Below are 19,671 nucleotides of genomic sequence, written 5' to 3' on the forward strand. Positions count from 1 at the left end.
ACCCGGGTGATCCGGCCGGTCGGTCAAAGGATGTAGCGCATCAGCACGAAACCGCCGACCAGCAGCACGCAGAACAGAACCGTGAACAGGCCGAGCCGCTTCTCGACGATGGCAAGGGTCTTGGGCCCGAACCAGTAGATGATCGCGGTCACCGCATAGAACCGGATACCGCGCGCCACGATCGCAGACAGAATGAAGCTGACGACATTCATGCCCGTGACGCCGCTGGTGATGGTGATCACCTTGAACGGGATCGGCGTGATGCCGGCCAGCAGCACCATCACCCAGCCGAGTTCATTATAGCGGGCGGCGGCGGCGGCGAAGTCCTGGCGCAGGCCATAGATGTCAAGGATCGCCTGGCCGACGCTTTCAAACAGCAGATAGCCGATCAGATAACCCAGCACCGCCCCCGCCACCGAGGTGAGGGTGCAGATGAGCGCGAACCGCCAGGCCTTGGAGCGCTGGGCCAGCACCATGGGGGCGAGGATCACGTCCGGCGGGATCGGGAAGAACGAGCTTTCGGCGAAGCTGACGACACCGAGGGCACGTTCGGCGTGACGATGGCCGGCAAGCGCCATGGTCCGGTCGTAGAGGCGGCGGAGCATCGGGACCTTTCGGGATGGGTCGGCGAAGCCTGGAGACTAGCACCGGCCATGCCCCCCGGCATCCCCAATTCAGGGCGGCGAGAACACCATCTCCGCATGAAGACGCCCCGGACGGTTTCCCGTCCGGGGCGTCTTCGCCGTCAGGCGTGCGGTAAACCGGCTCAGCCGGCGCGCACCGCTTCAAGGAAGCTGCGGACTTCGCTGTCCAGATCGGTGGCCTGGCGGGCGAGTTCGCCGGCCGAGGACAGGATCTGCTGCGAGGCGCTGCCGGTGGCCTGGGCGGCGTCGCGCATGTCGTCGACGCTGCGGCTGACCTGTTCGGTACCGCGGGCGGCCGCCTGGACGTTCGAGGCGATCTCCTGGGTCGCGGCACTCTGCTGTTCGACCGCACTGGCGATCGAGGTGGCGATGTCGTTGATCTCGACGATGATCTTGCGGATGCCTTCGATCGCGCCGATCGCCTGGTTGGTCTCGCCGCGCACCGCCGCAATCTGGGTCGAGATTTCCTCGGTCGCCCGCGCCGTCTGATTGGCGAGGCTCTTGACCTCGGAGGCCACGACCGCGAAGCCCTTGCCGGCTTCGCCCGCCCGGGCCGCCTCGATGGTGGCGTTGAGCGCCAGAAGGTTGGTCTGCTCGGCGATGTCGGTGATCAGCCGCACCACGTCGCCGATCTTCTCGGCCGCGGCCGCCAGGCCATAGACGGTCTGGTTGGTGCGCTCGGCCTCGTCGACCGCGCGGCCGGCGATGGTCGAGGACTTGTGGACCTGCCGGCCGATCTCGGAGATCGAATGCGACAGCTCTTCGGCGGCGGCTGCCACCGTCTGCACGTTCTCGGTCGCCTGGGCGGTGGCATGGGCCACCTCGTCCGACTGATGGCGGGCGCCATCGGCGGTGGACGACATCGAGCGGGCGGTGGCATCCAGCTCGGTCGCAGCCGCCGTCACCCCGCGCAGCACGCCGCTGACCCGGTCGTCGAAGCTGCGGGTCAGGCGCACCAGTTCCTCGGCGCGCTTCGACTTCTCTTCCTGATCAAGCCGCTGGGCCTCGGCCAGGCGCTGGCTTTCGACCATGGCGTCCTTGAAGACCTGCACCGAGGCGGCCATCTCGCCGATCTCGTCGCTGCGGTCACGATCGGGAATGTCGATCGAGAGGTTGCCGTTCGAGAGTTCCTTCATCGCGCCGGTCATCCGGCCGAGCGGGCGGGTGACGCCGCGGGCGACCAGCATACCGATGGAGCCGACGATCACGATCAGGCCGACGGCCACCGCGGCGATCATGTTGCGCATGTCGACGACCGGCGCCAGGATCTCGTCCTCGGCGACGTCGGCGATCACCGCCCAGCGCTGCCCCAGGAATTCCAGCGGCTCGTAGGCGCTCAGCACCGGATAGCCGCCGGGGCCGATATCGCGGACAGAACCGCTCTTGCCGGCCAGCGCTGCGGCGACGGCATCGGTGTTGACCTGCCGCTCCAGCACGGTGGTGTCTGCCGACAGCCGCGAGTTGGAGCGCATATAACCGTCGGAGCCGACCAGATAGGTCTCGCCGGTCTCGCCCAGGCCCTGGGCGCTCTGCATCACCTCGTCGACGCCCTTGACCGACAGACGCACGACCACGGCACCGACATAGCCGCCGTCACCGAAGACCGGCACCGCCAGGAAGGCGCTGACCTCGTTGTTGGCCTGGGGGTGATAGGTGAAGTCGATCAGCGACACCTGGCCCGGCTCGGTGGTCGCCTGCGCGGCGGCGACGGCACGGCCGAGACCGGTCTGGCCGACATCGCTCTCGTCGAGCTTGACCGCAAAATCCGTGTTCTTCTCGACCGAGTAGACCACCCAGCCGTTCTTGTCGACGAGATAGAGATCGGCATAGCCCTTGGAGCGTGCAGCTGCCCGCAGCCAGGGATGATAGCGCTCGTGACTGTCGCTGAAGAAGGTGCCGTCACCGGCCTTGTTCAGCACCGCCCGATCGGTTTCGGGATTGTCGGTGATGTACGACTTCTGAAGGATCTGATCGGGCTTATCATCCATAAGCGAGATCAGCTCGAAGGCGTAGGTGAAGTCGATCAGGGTCTGGCGCAGCACCGAATTGTCGGCCAGCACCGCCACATCGGACCGCACCCGTTCCAGATAGTCGTTCAGACGGGCCTTGCGGCCCTCGGTGATCGCTTCCAGCTTGGTTTCCGATGCCTCCACCAGCTCCCGCGACGACACCAGATAGGCGACGACGCCGAGTACGATGGATGTGATCGCGACCGCAGCCACGATGGCACCGGGAATTTTATGAACGATGCGCAGCCCACGCGCCGCAGCCGCCATATCGGTGTCCCTCTTCCCAAGATGTCCCGTGAGCGGGTCTCTCACTGCCAGACCGGACCCGCCATGCCCACTGTTCAATATCCCGAAACTCCCCCCGGTCGGAAGTTATCGCAGGGGAGAAGTTAATCATTTGTTAGGATCGGCGAGCAAACTGCCACGAGGGGCACGAAAATGCGTCGCATTTCGCATATGCAACACATTTTAGATAAATGAAACCGGCCGCGGACCATGGTCCGCGGCCATCCATGCTTCGAGATGCAGTCGAAGCAGACGTTCGCGGGTCAGTTCAGATCGATGACGACCTTGCCGGTCGAGCGCCGCTCCATCAGCGCCCTGAGCGCCTTGGGGGCCTCGACCATCGGGAAGGTCTCGGAGACATGCGGCTTGAGCTTGCCTTCGGCATACCAGCCGAGCAGCGTCTTCAGGCTGTCGCCCAGCACCTTGGGATCCTTGTGCATATAGGCCCCCCAGAAGGTGCCGACGACCGACACGTTCTTGACCAGCAGCAGGTTGGCGGGGATCTGCGGGATGGTGCCGCTGGCGAAGCCGATCACCAGGATGCGGCCTTCCCAGTTGATGCAGCGGAGCGAGGCATCGAAGGCGGCACCGCCGACCGGGTCGTAGACCACGTCGACGCCGCCGACCAGCTCCTTCACCTTTTCGCGCAGATCATCCTTCGAATAGTCGATCAGGTGGGTCGCGCCGTGGGCGCGGGCGATTTCCAGCTTCTCGGGGCTGCTCGCCACCGCGACCACCTCGGCGCCCATGGCGGCACCGATCTCCACCGCCGTCAGGCCGACGCCGCCGGCTGCCCCCAGCACCAGCAGCTTTTCGCCCGCCTTCAGATGCGCCCGATGGTCAAGCGCCACATGCGACGTGCCGTAGGCGACCGGGAAGGCGGCGGCGCTTGCGAAATCCATCATGTCGGGGATCGGCACGACGGCGGCCGCAGGCAGCACGACTTCCTGGGTATAGGCGCCGCTCTGCGCCATGCCCATCACCCGCTGCCCGGGCTTCAGATGGGTCACGTCGGCCGCCACTTCCGTCACCTCACCCGCCAGTTCGATGCCGGGCGAGAAGGGCAGTTCGGGCCGCACCTGGTACTTGCCCTGGATGATCAGCGTGTCGGCGAAGTTCACCCCCGCCGCCCGCACCCGCACCCGCACATGGCCGGGTTTCATCTCGGGCGCCTGAATCTCCTTGATCTCAAGATCCTCGGGCCCACCCAGCTTCGTGCACAGAACCGCCTTGATCACGTCTTTCCTCCGTTCGACCGGTTTCGATCCGTATCCGTTTCAGTCTTGGGCGCCCGTCAGGACGCCGCCTCTACCGCCTCATCCTCTTCCGCCTGCGCGCGCGGCGATGCCGCCGGGGCGTTCTGGCCAAGGGTGAAGACGGGTATCTGGTGCAGCGGCGGCGCATTGCGGAAGCCCGCCGCGGCAAAGGCCACCATCCGCCGGATCAGCGCGTCGTAATCCTCCAGATCGCAGACGCCCTGCGAAATCGCCTCCAGGCGGCTGAGATCGGTGATGGTGTAGTGCATCATGCCCAGCGAGAAATGCAGCCGCCAATAGATCTCCTCGGCCGCCAGGTCCGGCAGCGCCCGCTGCAGGGCCGGCACGAAGCGGTGCAGGTGGCGCACGTCGCGGTCCAGCAGCGCCTTCATCTCGGGCGTGCCGTCGGCGCGGCAGCGGGCCAGGAACTGCACGAAAACCGACAGCCCGCGCCCGGGATCCGACATCCAGCGCATCGGCGGCGCCAGAAGGGCGTAGAGCACCTCTTCCAGCGGCAACGGCCGGTCGCCTGACTTGGCCTCGATCTCGGCCAGCAGCGCCACGCGCTCGCGGTTGAGGTCGCGCGCCCGACGGTGAAACACCGCCTGCAGCAGCGCATCCTTCGATCCGAAATGATAGTTCACCGCCGCCAGATTGACGTTCGCTTCGGCCGTGATGGTGCGGAGCGACACACCGGCATAGGTGTGCTCGGCGAACAGACGCTCGGCCGCGTCCAGAATCCTCTCCTTGGTGTCGGTGCCCGCCATCGATGCGTTCCCATCCGATGCTGTTCGCCCGTTGCGGCGGCCGGACCGGCGATGCGATGCGGGGGCATCACATGCGGGCGCTCCATGGCCGTTCGTTTCAGGCGACGTTTTAAATCAACGTTCGTTCGAATATCGATGACACAGGCGTGACGGCGCGACAATGTAAAACATGCATGTCCGGACAGCGCGGCGATCCAGCCCACCATCTCCGCCCGCTGCCTGCGTCGCCTCCCCGGCCCTCACCTCTCTTGCGGTTTCTCCATCGACAACGCCCCAAGCCCTGTGCTATCACAGCCTAGATAAAACGTTTGTTTGATACAAGTGTTGGCAAGCCAGCCGGGCCCCGAAGGTCCGGCCAGATCAGGAGGAAGCCCCCATGGAGTTCGGCATCAGTCCGCGGGCGCAGGAAATCCGCGAACGGCTGATCGAGTTCATGGACGCCTACGTCTATCCGGCGGAGGCCGTCTTTGAAGAACAGCACCGGGCGTCGCCCGACCGCTGGGTCACGCCCCCGATCATCGAGGAACTGAAGGCCAAGGCCCGCGCCGCCGGCCTCTGGAACCTGTTCCTGCCGCACAGCGAGCGCGGTGCCGGCCTCAACAACCTCGACTACGCGCCGCTGTGCGAGGTGATGGGCCGTTCCGAGATCGCGCCGGAGGTGTTCAACTGCAACGCCCCCGACACCGGCAACATGGAAGTGCTGGAGCGCTACGGCACCGAAGAGCACAAGCGCCAGTGGCTGGAGCCGCTGCTGGAAGGCAAGATCCGCTCGGCCTTCGCCATGACCGAGCCGATGGTCGCCTCGTCGGACGCGACCAATATCGAGAGCCGGATCGAGCGCGACGGTGACGACTACGTCATCAACGGCCGCAAGTGGTGGACCAGCGGCGCGCCGGATCCGCGCTGCAAGATCCTGATCTTCATGGGCAAGACCCGCTTCGACGGGCCGCGCCACAGCCAGCAGTCGATGATCCTGGTGCCCATGGATACCCCGGGCGTGACGGTTCTGCGTCCGCTGAAGGTGTTCGGCTATGACGACGCGCCCCACGGCCATGCCGAGGTGCTGTTCGAGAATGTCCGCGTGCCGGCCGAGAACATCCTTCTGGGTGAGGGCCGCGGCTTCGAGATCGCTCAGGGCCGCCTTGGGCCGGGCCGCATCCATCACTGCATGCGCCTGATCGGCCTTGCCGAGCGTGCGCTCGAACTGATGTGCAAGCGCGCCCAGCAGCGCACCGCCTTCGGCAAGACGCTGGCCGAGCATGGCATGACCCGCCACTACATCGCCCAGTCGCGCATGGAAATCGATCAGGCCCGCCTGCTGACCCTGAAGGCGGCCTGGATGATGGACACGGTCGGCAACAAGAACGCCAAGTCCGAAATCGCGGCCATCAAGGTCGTGGCGCCGAACATGGCGACCCGCGTGATCGACCGCGCGATCCAGGTCCATGGCGGCGGCGGCGTCTGCCAGGACTTCTTCCTGGCCAAGGCCTATGCCGGCGCCCGCACGCTGCGCCTGGCCGACGGCCCGGACGAGGTCCATCAGGAGACCATCGCCAAGCTCGAGCTGGCCAAGCACGCGCTCGGCTGATCCTCGATCAGACCACCGGCCCCGCCTGCACCGCAGGCGAGGCCGGACTGCCTTCGGAACCCCCCGTCCGGCTGCGGATGGGGGGTTTTCGCGTGTCGCGGCCCCACCGCCCCCTCGCTCTTGCCTCCCGTGAAAAGTATCATAATGATATCTCGATCACGATGGAGGCAGCCGTGACCGACACCCTCTACCCCTACACCGAATGCGGGCTGGACAACGTCTATCTCGCAAACGGCTACACCCTGCGCGAGACACCCTATGGCGAGACGCTCGCCATCCACGACATCGACCGCCTGCATCGGGCGATCGGTCTTGCCCTGGTTCGCAGGTCAGGCGGGCTGAGCGGTGCCGAGCTCAGGTTTCTGAGGGTCGAACTCGGCTGGTCGCAGGAAGAGCTCGCCCGGCTGCTGGGCCGCGACAAGCAGACCGTCGGTCGATGGGAACGGGGTGAGAGCAACATCGATCCGCTCGCCGAACGGGTCCTGAAGCTGATCTTCACCGAACATGCCGGCGCGGAGAACACACCACGCCTGACCGAGCGGCTGTCGGCCTTCGCGGCAGAGACGGCCGGCGGAGGCCGGATGGATGTGGTGATGGAAGAGCGTGGCGGATGGCAGAGCCGGGCGGCGTGACGCCTTTGCGTTCAGCCTCAAGCTGACCCTGTTCATCGGTGTCGCGAAAAATGCCTGGCAGATATTGCGAAACCACCCGGCGGCGGCCAGATTCATGGTCGGGCAATCCTCTGGCGGAGACTGAGATGCGCGGCATGACGGCTGAAGAATTGCAGGCCGCATATGATGCCGGTGCGGTGTCTGACGTCACGCTCAAGGGTGATGGCGGCGACTTTCTGATCGAGATCACGACGCGCAGCGGCGCAGGTCTGCTGACCACGGCCGGGCGCGCCGACATACGCCGCTTCGACGATCCGATCACCGCCCTGGCCCTGCTTCACGAGATGGGCATCACCATCGGCCACTTCGATGCCCGCCGATGGAAACCGCATACGCGCGAAGAGACCCCTGAGGCCTATGGCCACTGGCTGTTGTCCGAAATCGATGCGGCCCTGGCCGACCCTGCCCCCAGTCTGCCGCATGACGAGGTGATGGCAGACATGGACAGAGAACTCCATCAGGTCTTTGCCAGGGCGGGCAGGCGGTCGCCCCGGTAATGCGGCCGGTGTTCGACATCGTCTGGCGTCCGCGCGCCAGAGCCGACCTTATCGCCATTGTCCGCCATATCGCGCAAGACAGCCCCCTCCATGCCGAAGCCTTCGGCGCCATGATCCGGCAACAGACCGACAGGCTCTCGGCGCATCCTCATTCAGGCCGGCCCGGACGCTATGGCGCGTACCGGGAACTGGTGGTGCACCGGAATTATCTCGTGCTGTATCGGATTATCGAGGAGACCGGGATCGTTGAGATCCTGGCGGTCAAGCACGCCAGACGTCGCCACCCCTGACAGGTCGACCGCCGTCATCCATCCACCTCACGCATGGCACCAGAACCGTAACATACCAGGACTAGCATCTGCGCCCGGCCGGCCGCACGACCGACCCTGTCCTGGATGTTCGGAGATCTGTTCCATGTCCACTCTGCCCGAGGCTTCGCGCCGCACGGTTCTCCGCCTGCTGGCGGGCATGCCGCTTCTGCCCGTGGCGGGGCTTGCCGCCGGCTCGACGGCGACCGCCTTCGGCCGCACCGCTTTCGCCGCGACCGGTGGCGCCGCCGCGGCGCCCAGGTCGGTGGAGTTCGTCGCCATGTCGGCGCCTGCCACCGCGGCGGCACAGGCCACCACCACGGTCGGCTCGTCGATGGTGGTGACCTATGCCGACGGCAAGACGCAGAATTTCGCGCTGGGCTACGAGCCGCTGTTCATCACCGGCGACGACCTGCCCGACGGCAAGGGCGGCAAGGTGCTGGCCGGCGGCTATGTCGACATCAACGGCAAGCCGATCATGGACGCCTCGGGCGAGAAGCCGGTGCAGTTCTTCTCCGACTGCCCGGACGGCTGCAACATGCTGATGCCGATGGATGCGAAGGTCGCCGGCGTGAAGGGCAACACCGTGTTCGCGGTGGTGCAGTTCGAATACACCACCCGCGATGCCGCCGATAAGGACATGTATGGCCGCCTGCCCTCGCCCATCGCGGTGCTGACGCTGGACCAGGATCCGGCGACCGGCGCGCTGAAGCTTGTGCAGTACCACAATGTCGACACCAGCCCGGTGCACGGCCTGTGGATCACCTGCGGCGCCAGCCTGTCGCCCTGGAACACCCATCTATCGAGCGAAGAGTACGAGCCCGACGCGCCCTTCGCCAGGACCGACGAGCAGTTCCGCGCCTTCAGCCAGAACCTGTTCGGCGATCCGGACAAGGCCAACCCCTATCACTATGGCCATCTGCCCGAGGTGAAGGTGAATGCCGACGGCACCGGCACCATCACCAAGCACTATTGCATGGGCCGCATCTCGCACGAGCTGGTGCAGGTGATGCCGGACCAGCGCACCGTGCTGATGGGTGACGACGCCACCAATGGCGGCCTGTTCATGTTCATCGCCGACAAGCCCGCCGATCTGTCGGCCGGCACGCTTTATGCGGCGAAGCTGGCGCAGCGCGCGGGCGTCGACATCGACAAGGGCGGTTCGTTCGATCTGACCTGGGTGAAGCTCGGCCATGCGACCAGCGACGAGATCCGCAAGCTCGCCGACACGCTGACCGCCGCCGACATCGTCGAGGTGGTGAAGGAGGATCCGAAGGACGCCTCGTTCACCCAGATCGGCTTCAACGGCAAGGCCCAGTGGGTGCGCTTCAAGCCGGGCATGGAGAAGGCGGCGGCCTTCCTGGAGACCCATCGCTGGGCGCCGCTGCAGGGGGCCACGCTGGCGCTGAGCAAGCTGGAAGGCGTGACCGTCAACGCGAAGGACAAGACCGCCTATATGGCCGTGTCCTACATCTACAAGTCGATGAGCGACGGCAAGAGCGGCATCAAGGTCGACAAGATCGATGCCGGTGCGGTCTATCAGCTGCCGATGGAAGGCGGCCGCAAGGATGCCGCCGGCAACGCCATCGACAGCGAGTGGGTGCCGGTGCATTTCTCGGCCGTTCCGGCCCTGGTCGGCCGGGATCTGGCCGAGCCGGATGCCGTCGGCAACACCGCCGATGTCGACCTGGTCGCCAATCCCGATAACGTGAAGTTCTCGGAGCGGCTGCGCACGCTGTTCATCGGCGAGGACAGCGGCAACCACGTCAACAACTTCCTCTGGGCCTATGAGGTCGATACCGGCCGCCTGTCGCGGCTGCTGTCCTGCCCGGCCGGCGCCGAATCGACCGGCCTGCAGGCGGTCGACGACGTCAACGGCTTCGCCTACATCATGAGCAACTTCCAGCACCCGGGCGACTGGGGCAAGGGGCTGCACGACAAGGTGAAGGCCGAGGTCGCACCGCTGATCGACGCCAACTACCGCAACCGCCGCAGCGGCGGCGTCGGCTATATCGCCGGTATGCCCCAGCCGGTCTGAACCGGCCGATCCGCCCGTCAGTCGACTGAAACGGCCGCCCGAGACTTTCGGGCGGCCGTTGATGACTTTATCCAGCCCGGTTCAGGACCGCCGGCATTGCGGGAGAGGCCGGCAGGACCGTGACCGCCCTCGTCCGGGTGGACGCGCCTCCGGTGCACTTGTGTACATGCTTGATGGCAGAATCAGCCAACGCACCGATCCCGATTGTGCTCAGCAGTATCCCTGATCAGGCGCCAGGGCTGGCGCTCAAGCCATGTGTCGCACTCAGGCGCGTCTCTCCATCAAAGCCGCGCACTGCTGTGCCCGTCCTCGACGGCGACCCACGGTCGATGCCTCAGGGGCAGGACCAGCTGCCAGAGAATTTCAGTCCCTGCCTGACTCCACAACGAAAAGGGAGCGGCCAAATCCTTGTCAGGGTTTAGTAATAAGGGTAGGCGTCGCATAATAAGGCAGCTTAGACAACTGAAGCCCCTTGTCAGCAATAAACTTGTCGATCACTTCAGTCGCCCCCACAACGGCATTATAGTCGTCGACGACAATCATGCCTCCCGGAACGATTCGATCGTACATCCTTTTCAGTGCAAATTCGGTCGGCTCTGCCACATCCATGTCAAGATGAAGGAGAGCAAGACGCACGTGAGGGTTTTTCTCCAGGTATGCGGGAAGTGCTTCAAAAACATTCCCGCCGATCAATTCCACATTTCTAAAATTTTTATGATTTAGAATCGCCTGCAACTCCGATTTATCCAGACCATCACCTCCCGAATTTTCAAATCTTTTTATGAACTCGATATCTCCATCATTAGTAATGTTGGTCGTGGGGAATTTCCCAAAGATATCAAATCCAACAATTTTCCGGGAGGACTCGTTTTCAAGCAAACTTCGGAATGTTATGAACCGCAGCAGAGACGTGCCTTTGTACACGCCAAATTCAAATATGTCACCGGGAAGTCCAGCGACCTTCTTGTAGATTTCATAATGTGCGAGAGCTTTATTTATTCGGGAGGGATGACTGAACCAATAAAAACCATTCTCATAGTCCCATGCTCTTTCGGCGTCCATCTCTCGTATGATGAGCATTTCAAACTTCCCTGATCAGGGTGATTTGGTACCAATTCGAGCACTCAATTTAGAGATCTACCGCAAGGATTTTCTGGAATTTTGCAGGCAGGCGCAACGAAAATATCCGTGACGCGCAATCTGAATAAAACGCGCCAGATCTTCAACATCGCCACCTATGTCGCGTCATGTCGCGTCGGAGGAGGCGCTCTGCCTCCTCAGCCAGCGCCAGCCTCCATTTGGCCGCGATCGGAACAGCGCCACAGCCCCGGCGCAACCGCACTCACCACCCGCGGTCGTCAGGGGGCCGCCAACCATCGACAGGCGAGCGGCTCGCCGACATGGACAAGGCACTCGCGAGGCACTGCTCCAGCAGCGTGCACCGCTTACTCCGACCAGCCCGCATCATGGCCGACAGTATATCCAGTAAAAAGAAGACAGAGGTTTCGGACTGCGCCTGCCGGTAAAGACGTCAGTCGCTCGCGACCTGCTTCCAGCCCAGCTCGGCGAGCAGCGAGGCCCGGGCGCCGACCACCTTGGCACGCTCGGAGCTCGCATTGCCAGTGATGCCGCGGTGATAGACGCCCTGAAGAATGGCGGCCAGGCGGAACATGGCGAAGGCCTTGTAGAACGGCCAGTCGTCGATGCCGTCGCGGCCGGTGCGGCGGCAATAGGCGGCGACGTATTCCTCTTCCGTCGGCACGCCCAGCGCTCCGAGATCGATCCCGCCGAGGCCGGGGAAGCCCTCGTCGCCGGCCGGCAGGCTGTAGAACATGGCGTTGTAGGCGAAATCCGCCAGCGGATGGCCGATCGTCGCCAGCTCCCAGTCCAGCACCGCCAGGATCTTCGGCTCGGTCGGGTGGTAGATCACATTGGCGATGCGATAGTCGCCATGGGCGATCGACACGCTGTCATCGGCCGGGATATTGGCCGGCAGCCAGGCGATCAGCTGATCCATCGCCGGGATCTCGTGGGTCTTGGTCGCCTCGTACTGCTTGGACCAGCGGGCGATCTGGCGGGCCATGTAGTCGGTGGCCTTGCCCATATCGGCCAGCCCCGCCGCCGTGAAGTCCACGCTGTGCAGCGCCGCCATCACCCGGTTGAGCTCGTCATAGGTGGCGCGGCGCTCGTCGGGGCCAAGACCGGGCAGGGTCGGGTCGGTCAGCACCCGGCCTTCGACATAGTCCATGACATAGAAGGCCGTGCCGATGATCCCTGCATCTTCGCAAAGCAGCCGCGCCGGCGCGACCGGGACATCGGTGTCGGCGAGCCCGGCGATGAAGCGATATTCCCGCTCCACCATATGCGCCGAGGGCAGCAGCTTGCCCGGGGGCTTCTTGCGCAGCACATAGCGGCGCCCCGCGCTCTTCAGCATATAGGTCGGGTTCGACTGCCCGCCCTCGAACTGCAGGATCTCGAGGTCGGCGGGGTCGAAATCGGGCAGACGGTCGGCCAGATAGGCCGAAAGCGCCGCCTCGTCGAGGCGATGAGCCTCGCGGACCGGAACGAGATTGGGGCCGGACATGTGGCGCAGGATCTCCGGAGGTTCAGTGGTGGATGCAGACGGCCGCGGCCGGACATGACGAAACGGAAGGGCCGGCGTCACCGCCCGCCCCTCCGCTTCAATGTTCCGGCCGGGCTCGTATCGGATGGGTCCGCCCGCTCAGAGCGTGTCGCCGACGGTGACACCGCCGTCGATCACCAGCAGCTGGCCGGTGATGAAACGGGCGGCGTTCGACGCCAGGAACACGGCGGCGCCGCCGATATCCTCGGGCTCGCCGATCCGGTGCAGCGGGGCCGACTTCTCGACCTTCTCGCGCATCTTGGGGTTCTCCCAGAGCGCGCGGGCGAAATCGGTCTTGATCAGGCCCGGAGCGATGGCGTTGATGCGGATGTTGTGCGGCCCGTATTCGATCGCGAGGTTGCGCACCATCTGCGCCTCGGCGGCCTTCGACGCGGCATAGGCGCCCAGCACCGGCGTGCCGCGGATGGCGGCGATCGACGAGATCAGCACGATGGCGCCGTCGCGGCGCTCCTTCATCTCGGGCACCACCTGATTGCAGAGCCAGAGATTGGAGAGCACGTTGTTCGACATGATCTTGACGAAGGCCTCGTCGGGCATCTCCGCCGCCGGGCCGTAATAGGGGTTGCTGGCGGCGTTGCCGACCAGGATGTCGACCCGACCGAACGCCTTGCGGGTCTCGGCGATCAGGTTCTCGCAATCATCCTTGCTGCTGATGTTGCAGGGAACGTCGATCGCCTCGGCGCCCTTGGCGACCAGTTCCGCCCGCACCGCGGCGCAGGGCTCGGGCTTGCGGCTGGAGATCACCACCTTCGCACCGGCGGCCGCCATCTGCTCGGCGATCGACTTGCCGATGCCGCGGGTGGAGCCGGTGATGACCGCGACCTTGCCGGTCAGGTCGAACATCGGATTGGTCATGGGTCGGGAACCTCCCTCAGGATCTGTCATGGTCCGGCCTCTCGGGCGGGCCGGCTGGCTTGGCTGCGAAGGACCGCGATCAGGCGGCGGTGTTGCCACCGTCGACCGCAAGCTCGGTGCCGGTCACGAAGCTGCTCTCGTCGCTGGCGAGATAGAGTGCGGCATAGGCGACCTCTTCCGGCCGGCCCATGCGCCCCATCGGTGCCGCGGTGGAGAGCGCCGCCTCCATCTTGTCCGGGTTGCGCGCGGCGGTGATCATGTCGCGCACCATCGGGGTCTCGGTGAAGGACGGGTGGATGGAGTTCACCCGGATGTTGTAGCCGCGCCGGGCACAATGCAATGCCGCCGCCTTGGTGAACAGGCGCACCGCCCCCTTGCTGGAGCAATAGGCCGCGAGGTTCACCGCACCGATCAGGCCGGCGATCGACGAGATGTTGACGATCGAGCCGCCGCCCGTGCCCTTCATCACCTTGATCGCCTTGCGGGTGCCGAGGAAGGGGCCTTCCGAATTCACCGCATGGACGCGCTTCCACTCGGCAAGCGTGGTCTCTTCCAGATCGGCCATATAGCCGATACCGGCATTGTTGATCAGCACGTCCAGCCGGCCGAATTCGGCGACACCGGCATCGACCACCTCTTCCCAGCGGGCTTCGTCGGTGACGTCCTGCTCCATCACCATCACCCGGTCGTGGCCATCGCCCGCCAGATCCGCCTTCAGCGCCTCCAGCCGGTCGGCCCCCATATCGGTCAGGATCAGCCGGGCCCCTTCGGCCGCGAACAGATGGGCCATCGCCCGGCCCAGGCCGCCGGCGGCCCCCGTGATCAGAACCACCTTCCCTGCCAGCCGTCCGCCCATGTCCGGGGCCTCCTCCACTGAAAGACATGACGGGTGGGACCGGTCTCGCTGCGGCCCCTTCCCGCTTGATCTCGGGCAGTGTTTCCGGTTTCATCGCCTACGTCAAACGTTCGTTTGAACGAGACATCATCTCCACCCGTCTCGATCTGCCCGAGGATGCCGCCGACGATGACCTCTGCCACCGCAGCCCCGCGCCGGATGCCCGCCCGCATCCTGCTGACCAATGACGACGGCATCGACGGCGAAGGCCTGGCGGTGCTGGAGCAGATCGCGCGGGAGCTGGCGCCCGAGGTCTGGGTCGTGGCCCCCAGCCGCGACAGCAGCGGCGGGTCCACGGCACTCACCATCCGCCGGCCGCTGCGGGTGCACGAGCTGGGGCCCCGGCGATACAGGGTCGACGGCACGCCGGCCGATTGCGTGGCGGTCGCCCTGTCTTATCTGATGCCCGATACGAAACCCGATCTGGTGCTGTCGGGCATCAATCGCGGCGCCAATCTGGCGGAAGAGGTGATCTATTCGGGAACGGTGGGGGCGGCGACCACCGCCCAGCTGATGGGCATTCCGGCAATCGCCCTCAGCCAGACCTTCCGCGACCCGGCCTTCATTCCCTGGGACACGCCGCGGACGCTTGCCCCGGGCATGCTCCGCCGCCTGATCCAGGCCGGGTGGCCCGCGGATGTCACGCTCAGCCTCAACTTCCCCGACTGCGCCGCCGACGAGGTTCGCGGCGCCCGGCTGACCCGTCAGGGCCGCGGCATGATCGGCGGCATCCGCATCGAGTCCACCGTCGACCACCATGGCGACACCGATCTCTGGCTGCGCTTCGACCGCGCCGGTCTGGACCGGACGGACGACTGCGACATTCAGGCGCTGCGCGATCGCCATGTGTCGGTAACCCCGCTCGGCGTGGACCGCAGCTGGGCCGGAGATCGCGCACCGCTCGCCGCACTCGCCCAGGGGCTGATCGATCGCTGAACCTGCTGCCGCCGGTGGCGTGCCGGCACGCGATCGCGCGGTTCGCCGGCATTTGTGCGAAACGGGCACAAATGCGTGAGACAAACGTTTGACCTGTCGCGCAAGACCAGCCACGATAACGACGACCGGCCGCTCAAGAGCCGGCACTCAACGATAAACGGCACCGCACGCCGGGGGTGTGCGAAGCGGTGCCGGCCGTGCTGCTGCTAGGGAGGAATATCCGTATCATGTCCCGTCCTCTGCCGCTTCTGGGGCAGATGATGGACAGGCCGCTGTCCATCATTGCGTTGCTGCAATACGCAGCCCGTTGCCACGCCACGACCGAGATCGTGTCGCGCAACTGCGAAGGCACCATCCACCGCTACGGCTATGGCGACGCCTATGCCCGGGTGCAGAAGCTGGCCCACGCCCTGGTTTCGCTGGGGGTGACACCCGGCGACCGCGTCGCGACGCTGGCCTGGAACAACCACCGGCATTTCGAGCTGTATTTCGCGATTTCGGGGATGGGGGCGGTCTGCCACACCATCAACCCGCGCCTCGCCGCCGACCAGATGGCCTATATCCTCAACCATGCCGAGGACAAGGTTTTGTTCGTCGACCCGACCTTCGTACCGCTGGTGGCCCGGCTTGCCGGCCAGTTGCCCAGGCTGCAGGCCGTGGTGGTGATGACCGACCGGGCGCATATGCCCGACGCGCCGGCCGGCTTCGAGACGCTCTGCTATGAAGACCTGATCGAGGGCCAGCCCGAAAGCTATGACTGGCCGGAGCTGGACGAGCGCACGGCATCGTCGCTCTGCTACACCTCGGGCACGACCGGCAAGCCCAAGGGCGTGATGTACAGCCATCGCTCCACCGTGCTCCATGCCATGGCAGCGGGTGCCGCCGAAGGCGTCGGCATTTCGGGCCGCGAATGCGTGCTGCCGGTGGTGCCGCTGTTCCATGTGAACGCCTGGGGCATTCCCTATGCCTGCGCCATGTTCGGCGCCAAGCTGGTGATGCCCGGCCCGCGTCTGGACGGCGAAGGCCTGCACGAGATGTTCGAGGCCGAGAAGGTCACGATCACCGCGGGCGTGCCGACGGTCTGGCTGAACCTGATCAACTATCTCCGCCAGTCGGGCAAGCGGCTCGACATGCTGAAGAATCTGCTTATCGGTGGTTCGGCGGCCCCGCTTGCCATGATCCGGACCTTCGAGGAAGAGTTCGGCGTGCCGGTGGCCCATGCCTGGGGCATGACCGAGATGAGCCCCGCCGGCACTGTCGGCACGCTCAAGGTGACGGACGAGTCCAGGCCTGCGGAAGAACGCTGGCTGCTCAAGACATCTCAGGGCCGGATGATCTGCATGGTCGACATGAAGATCGTCGACCCGATGGGCAACCGACTGCCCCATGACGGCAAGGCCTTCGGCGAACTGCTGGTCGCCGGCCCCTGGATCACCAGCGGTTATTACGAGAATGCCGAAGCCAATGCCTCGGCCTTCGACGACGAAGGCTGGTTCCGCACCGGCGACGTCGCGACCATCGACCCCGACGGCTATATGCGCATCGTCGACCGGGCGAAGGACGTGATCAAATCGGGTGGCGAGTGGATCAGCTCCATCGACCTTGAAAATGCGGTGATGGGCCATCCCAAGGTGGCAGAGGCCGCGGTGATCGGCGTTACCCATCCGAAATGGGACGAACGGCCGCTGCTGATCGTGGTGCCGAAGCCGGGTGAGACCCCCACCAAGGACGAAATCCTGTCCTGGCTGTCGAGCCGCGTGGCGAAGCTCTGGCTGCCCGACGACATGGTGCTGGTCGACGAACTGCCCCATAGCGGCACCGGCAAGGTGCTGAAGGCACAGCTCCGCCAGACCTTCCGCGACTACGCACTGCCCACGGCCTGACCGGCACGGAACACCCCCGGCCCGCCTTTGCGGACCGGGGGTGGCCGATCAGGCGAAGTTCACGATCGACAGGGTCTCGGCGACGCAGACCGGCCGCTCCTGGCCTTCCCGCTCCACCGTGATCTCGACCGTCAGGCGCAGCGAGCCGGGCCCCTGCTCGTCCACCGCCTTCAGGACGCCCCGGCCGCGCACGCGGCTGCCAGCCGGAACCGGCGCCGTGAAGCGAACCTTGTTGGAGCCGTAATTGATCGAGGAGGCAACGCCTTCGATCTTCCAGATGCCGGCCATGATCATCGGAACCAGCGACAGGGTCAGATAGCCATGGGCGATGGTGGATTTCCACGGGGTTTCACGGGCGGCACGCTCGACATCCAGATGAATCCACTGGAAATCACCGGTTGCCTCGGCAAACTTGTTGATCCGGTCCTGATCGACAAGAATCCAGTCGCTGACCCCCAGCTCGGATCCCACGGCAGACTTCAGCTCTTCCGCTCCGCTGATAACGCGCATGAGTTTAAGGCCTCCTCTTTGGTTGCGCCTTTTGGTGGATTTTAAATACTGTTCATCCACCTGAAATTATATGACCACCCCAACGGTTTTTCAAAGAGTTTGCTCTGAATTCTGCACTGCGAAATGATATTTCGCTGTTTTTGAAGCCCAGGATCGATTAGGTTATAAGCAATTGTGGTGCAAGGCCCTGAGAGGCCGCACCGCCAACAACATACCGGCCAGGTAAAGGCCGGTCCGGATGCCGGTTCGACAGGAACGGGCATCCGTCAGGAACAGGCACCGCCGATGGCGGCGCGCGCCCCCGGGAGGGCGCCCGTGTCCGCGCCGGCAGATGTGCCGCTACGCAACGACGTAGGATGCCAAGGGAGGCTGCGTTGACGCCCAAGACCACTCTGACCGCCATGACCAGCGCGATCGCGCTTGCTGTGGCCGCTTTCGGCATGGCCGGTGCCGCTTACGCCGACGACACGATCAAGATCGCGTATATCGACCCGCTGTCGGGTCCGTTCGCGAATGTCGGTGACGCCGGTGCGAAGCACTTCTCGTACTTCATCGACTATTTCAACGAGCATGGCGGCTTCAACGGCAAGAAGCTCGAGCTGATCGCCATCGACAACAAGTCGAGCCCGAAGGACAGCCTGGTGGCGCTGAAGAGCGCGATCGACCAGGGCGCCCATTTCATCACCCAGGGCAACGGCAGCCATGTCGGCGCGGCGTTGAGCGAGGCTGTCGCCAAGCATAACGAGCGCAACCCCGATAACCGGGTGCTCTACCTGAACTATGCGGCGGTCGATCCGGCGCTGACCAACGATGCCTGCAATTTCTGGCATTTCCGCTTCGACGCCAACAGCGACATGAAGCTGGAAGCCATCACGAACTACATCAAGGACCAGCCGGAGGTCAAAAAGATCTATCTGGTCAATATGGACTACTCGCACGGCCAGGCCGTGTCGAAGATCGCCCGCAAGCTTCTCAATGAGAAGCGTCCCGACATCGAGATCGTCGGCGACGACCTGCACCCGGTCGGCAAGGTGAAAGACTTCTCGCCCTATATCTCGAAGATCAAGGCATCGGGCGCCGATACCGTGATCACCGGCAACTGGGGCGCAGATCTGGCGCTGCTGGTCAAGGCGAGCGCCTCGGCCGGCCTGAATGTCCAGTACTACACCTATTACGGCGGCGGCCTGGGCGCGCCGACCGCGATCGGCCCGGCCGGTGAGGGCAAGGTGAAGCAGGTCACCGAGTGGCATGCAAACCTGCCGGTCGAGACCCCGTCGGAACAGGGCAAGGTTCTGGAGGACGCCTATGTCGGCTTCCTGCAGAAGTATGACCTCGACTTCTATTACGGTCGCATCCGGACCATGCTCGGCATGCTCCAGGAAGCCATGAACGAGGCCAAGAGCGACAAGCCGGTCGATGTCGCCAAGGCGCTGGAAGGCATGACTTACCAGACCGCCATGGGCCCCGTGACCATGCGCGCCGACGACCACCAGCTCGCCCAGCCGCTCTTCATTTCGACCTTCGTGAAGGGCGTGAAGTACGACACCGAGCACACCGGTCTCGGCTGGAAGACCGACGCCAAGATCGACGGTCCGGCCACCGAGACGGCGACCACCTGCAAGATGCAGCGCCCGAGCTGACGTCGCCCGGCGGGCCGGAGGTGATCCCTCAGGCCCGCCGATATCCCCGCCCGCCATCCGTTCGCCCGGTCCCCGCCCGCGGGACAGATGGCAGGCCGGGAATCGCCAGACACCGGACGCCGGGATGCCCATCCCCGGGACCGCGACTCCCGGGACGGCGACCCGATCCCGGGGCGGCCTCGGACCGGCCCCGACCGCGCGCCATCGACGCGCTGGCCGACGCCGGCCGCGCCACACCTCGCAAT

At 65.0% G+C, this 19,671-nt stretch carries 17 protein-coding genes; 8 read left to right on the forward strand and 9 right to left on the reverse strand.

The window, feature by feature from the left end:
* Nucleotides 1–23: 23 nt before the first annotated feature.
* From WI697_RS11855 to WI697_RS11870, 4 genes are all read right to left on the reverse strand, one after another.
* Complete coding sequence (locus tag WI697_RS11855) at nucleotides 24–605, reverse strand: YqaA family protein (RefSeq protein ID WP_062769296.1); 582 nt, start codon at nucleotides 603–605, stop codon at nucleotides 24–26.
* 161 nt (nucleotides 606–766) lie between these two features.
* Complete coding sequence (locus tag WI697_RS11860; RefSeq protein WP_296707997.1) at nucleotides 767–2,920, reverse strand: methyl-accepting chemotaxis protein; 2,154 nt, start codon at nucleotides 2,918–2,920, stop codon at nucleotides 767–769.
* A gap of 281 nt (nucleotides 2,921–3,201) precedes the next feature.
* Nucleotides 3,202–4,173 carry an NADPH:quinone oxidoreductase family protein gene (locus WI697_RS11865; protein WP_345958745.1) on the reverse strand — a complete coding sequence of 324 codons (972 nt, stop codon included), beginning with the start codon at nucleotides 4,171–4,173 and terminating at the stop codon, nucleotides 3,202–3,204.
* A 59-nt stretch (nucleotides 4,174–4,232) separates the two neighbouring features.
* Complete coding sequence (locus WI697_RS11870) at nucleotides 4,233–4,961, reverse strand: TetR/AcrR family transcriptional regulator (RefSeq protein ID WP_014744166.1); 729 nt, start codon at nucleotides 4,959–4,961, stop codon at nucleotides 4,233–4,235.
* Nucleotides 4,962–5,337: 376 nt separating this feature from the next.
* Here WI697_RS11870 and WI697_RS11875 point away from each other — a divergent pair, with 376 nt between their 5' ends.
* The 5 genes from WI697_RS11875 (at nucleotide 5,338) to WI697_RS11895 (ending at nucleotide 10,063) form a co-directional block, all read left to right on the forward strand.
* Nucleotides 5,338–6,549 carry an acyl-CoA dehydrogenase gene (locus tag WI697_RS11875; RefSeq protein ID WP_345958606.1) on the forward strand — a complete coding sequence of 404 codons (1,212 nt, stop codon included), beginning with the start codon at nucleotides 5,338–5,340 and terminating at the stop codon, nucleotides 6,547–6,549.
* Between the two features lie 173 nt (nucleotides 6,550–6,722).
* Nucleotides 6,723–7,181, forward strand: a complete 459-nt coding sequence (locus WI697_RS11880) for a helix-turn-helix domain-containing protein (RefSeq protein WP_298642771.1) — start codon at nucleotides 6,723–6,725, stop codon at nucleotides 7,179–7,181.
* 125 nt (nucleotides 7,182–7,306) lie between these two features.
* The gene (locus WI697_RS11885) at nucleotides 7,307–7,717 is read left to right on the forward strand and encodes an antitoxin PaaA2 family protein (protein ID WP_345958607.1); all 411 of its coding nucleotides are present in this window, start codon (nucleotides 7,307–7,309) and stop codon (nucleotides 7,715–7,717) included.
* Between the two features lie 8 nt (nucleotides 7,718–7,725).
* Complete coding sequence (locus tag WI697_RS11890) at nucleotides 7,726–8,007, forward strand: type II toxin-antitoxin system RelE/ParE family toxin (RefSeq protein ID WP_385997584.1); 282 nt, start codon at nucleotides 7,726–7,728, stop codon at nucleotides 8,005–8,007.
* Nucleotides 8,008–8,131: 124 nt separating this feature from the next.
* A complete protein-coding gene (locus tag WI697_RS11895) occupies nucleotides 8,132–10,063 on the forward strand; it encodes a PhoX family protein (protein ID WP_345958609.1) in 1,932 nt (643 codons plus the stop codon).
* A gap of 411 nt (nucleotides 10,064–10,474) precedes the next feature.
* Here WI697_RS11895 and WI697_RS11900 read toward each other — a convergent pair whose 3' ends face one another.
* From WI697_RS11900 to WI697_RS11915, 4 genes are all read right to left on the reverse strand, one after another.
* The gene (locus WI697_RS11900; protein WP_345958610.1) at nucleotides 10,475–11,143 is read right to left on the reverse strand and encodes a TylF/MycF/NovP-related O-methyltransferase; all 669 of its coding nucleotides are present in this window, start codon (nucleotides 11,141–11,143) and stop codon (nucleotides 10,475–10,477) included.
* A gap of 451 nt (nucleotides 11,144–11,594) precedes the next feature.
* Nucleotides 11,595–12,647: a phosphotransferase gene (locus WI697_RS11905; protein ID WP_345958611.1), complete on the reverse strand. Its 1,053-nt coding sequence runs from the start codon at nucleotides 12,645–12,647 to the stop codon at nucleotides 11,595–11,597.
* A gap of 138 nt (nucleotides 12,648–12,785) precedes the next feature.
* Nucleotides 12,786–13,562, reverse strand: a complete 777-nt coding sequence (locus WI697_RS11910) for an SDR family NAD(P)-dependent oxidoreductase (RefSeq protein ID WP_062769280.1) — start codon at nucleotides 13,560–13,562, stop codon at nucleotides 12,786–12,788.
* A 79-nt stretch (nucleotides 13,563–13,641) separates the two neighbouring features.
* Nucleotides 13,642–14,418 (reverse strand): glucose 1-dehydrogenase, encoded by a 777-nt coding sequence (locus tag WI697_RS11915; RefSeq protein WP_296707981.1) that lies wholly within the window; start codon nucleotides 14,416–14,418, stop codon nucleotides 13,642–13,644.
* A 168-nt stretch (nucleotides 14,419–14,586) separates the two neighbouring features.
* Between WI697_RS11915 and surE the strand changes: the two genes are divergently transcribed.
* Nucleotides 14,587–15,393, forward strand: coding sequence for a 5'/3'-nucleotidase SurE (surE, locus tag WI697_RS11920; RefSeq protein WP_345958612.1), 807 nt, complete (start codon nucleotides 14,587–14,589; stop codon nucleotides 15,391–15,393).
* Nucleotides 15,394–15,620: 227 nt separating this feature from the next.
* Nucleotides 15,621–17,276, forward strand: a complete 1,656-nt coding sequence (locus tag WI697_RS11925) for a long-chain-fatty-acid--CoA ligase (protein WP_345958613.1) — start codon at nucleotides 15,621–15,623, stop codon at nucleotides 17,274–17,276.
* Nucleotides 17,277–17,324: 48 nt separating this feature from the next.
* On the opposite strand, the gene WI697_RS11930 is transcribed toward WI697_RS11925, so the two are convergent.
* The gene (locus tag WI697_RS11930; protein WP_014744157.1) at nucleotides 17,325–17,786 is read right to left on the reverse strand and encodes a MaoC family dehydratase; all 462 of its coding nucleotides are present in this window, start codon (nucleotides 17,784–17,786) and stop codon (nucleotides 17,325–17,327) included.
* A gap of 374 nt (nucleotides 17,787–18,160) precedes the next feature.
* Here WI697_RS11930 and WI697_RS11935 point away from each other — a divergent pair, with 374 nt between their 5' ends.
* Nucleotides 18,161–19,426, forward strand: coding sequence for a branched-chain amino acid ABC transporter substrate-binding protein (locus WI697_RS11935; RefSeq protein ID WP_345958614.1), 1,266 nt, complete (start codon nucleotides 18,161–18,163; stop codon nucleotides 19,424–19,426).
* Nucleotides 19,427–19,671 lie beyond the last annotated feature (245 nt).

The organism is Tistrella mobilis (genome assembly GCF_039634785.1).
GTDB lineage: Bacteria > Pseudomonadota > Alphaproteobacteria > Tistrellales > Tistrellaceae > Tistrella > Tistrella mobilis.

Bases quoted from the DNA above. Each gene is read 5' to 3' on its own strand.
- WI697_RS11885 (WP_345958607.1), top strand. From the start codon at position 7,307: ATGCGCGGCATGACGGCTGAAGAATTGCAGGCCGCATATGATGCCGGT.
- WI697_RS11860 (WP_296707997.1), bottom strand. From the start codon at position 2,920: ATGGCGGCTGCGGCGCGTGGGCTGCGCATCGTTCATAAAATTCCCGGT.
- WI697_RS11910 (WP_062769280.1), bottom strand. From the start codon at position 13,562: ATGACCAATCCGATGTTCGACCTGACCGGCAAGGTCGCGGTCATCACC.
- WI697_RS11855 (WP_062769296.1), bottom strand. From the start codon at position 605: ATGCTCCGCCGCCTCTACGACCGGACCATGGCGCTTGCCGGCCATCGT.
- WI697_RS11870 (WP_014744166.1), bottom strand. From the start codon at position 4,961: ATGGCGGGCACCGACACCAAGGAGAGGATTCTGGACGCGGCCGAGCGT.
- surE (WP_345958612.1), top strand. From the start codon at position 14,587: ATGACCTCTGCCACCGCAGCCCCGCGCCGGATGCCCGCCCGCATCCTG.
- WI697_RS11915 (WP_296707981.1), bottom strand. From the start codon at position 14,418: ATGGGCGGACGGCTGGCAGGGAAGGTGGTTCTGATCACGGGGGCCGCC.
- WI697_RS11930 (WP_014744157.1), bottom strand. From the start codon at position 17,786: ATGCGCGTTATCAGCGGAGCGGAAGAGCTGAAGTCTGCCGTGGGATCC.
- WI697_RS11895 (WP_345958609.1), top strand. From the start codon at position 8,132: ATGTCCACTCTGCCCGAGGCTTCGCGCCGCACGGTTCTCCGCCTGCTG.
- WI697_RS11925 (WP_345958613.1), top strand. From the start codon at position 15,621: ATGTCCCGTCCTCTGCCGCTTCTGGGGCAGATGATGGACAGGCCGCTG.
- WI697_RS11875 (WP_345958606.1), top strand. From the start codon at position 5,338: ATGGAGTTCGGCATCAGTCCGCGGGCGCAGGAAATCCGCGAACGGCTG.
- WI697_RS11905 (WP_345958611.1), bottom strand. From the start codon at position 12,647: ATGTCCGGCCCCAATCTCGTTCCGGTCCGCGAGGCTCATCGCCTCGAC.
- WI697_RS11900 (WP_345958610.1), bottom strand. From the start codon at position 11,143: ATGCTCATCATACGAGAGATGGACGCCGAAAGAGCATGGGACTATGAG.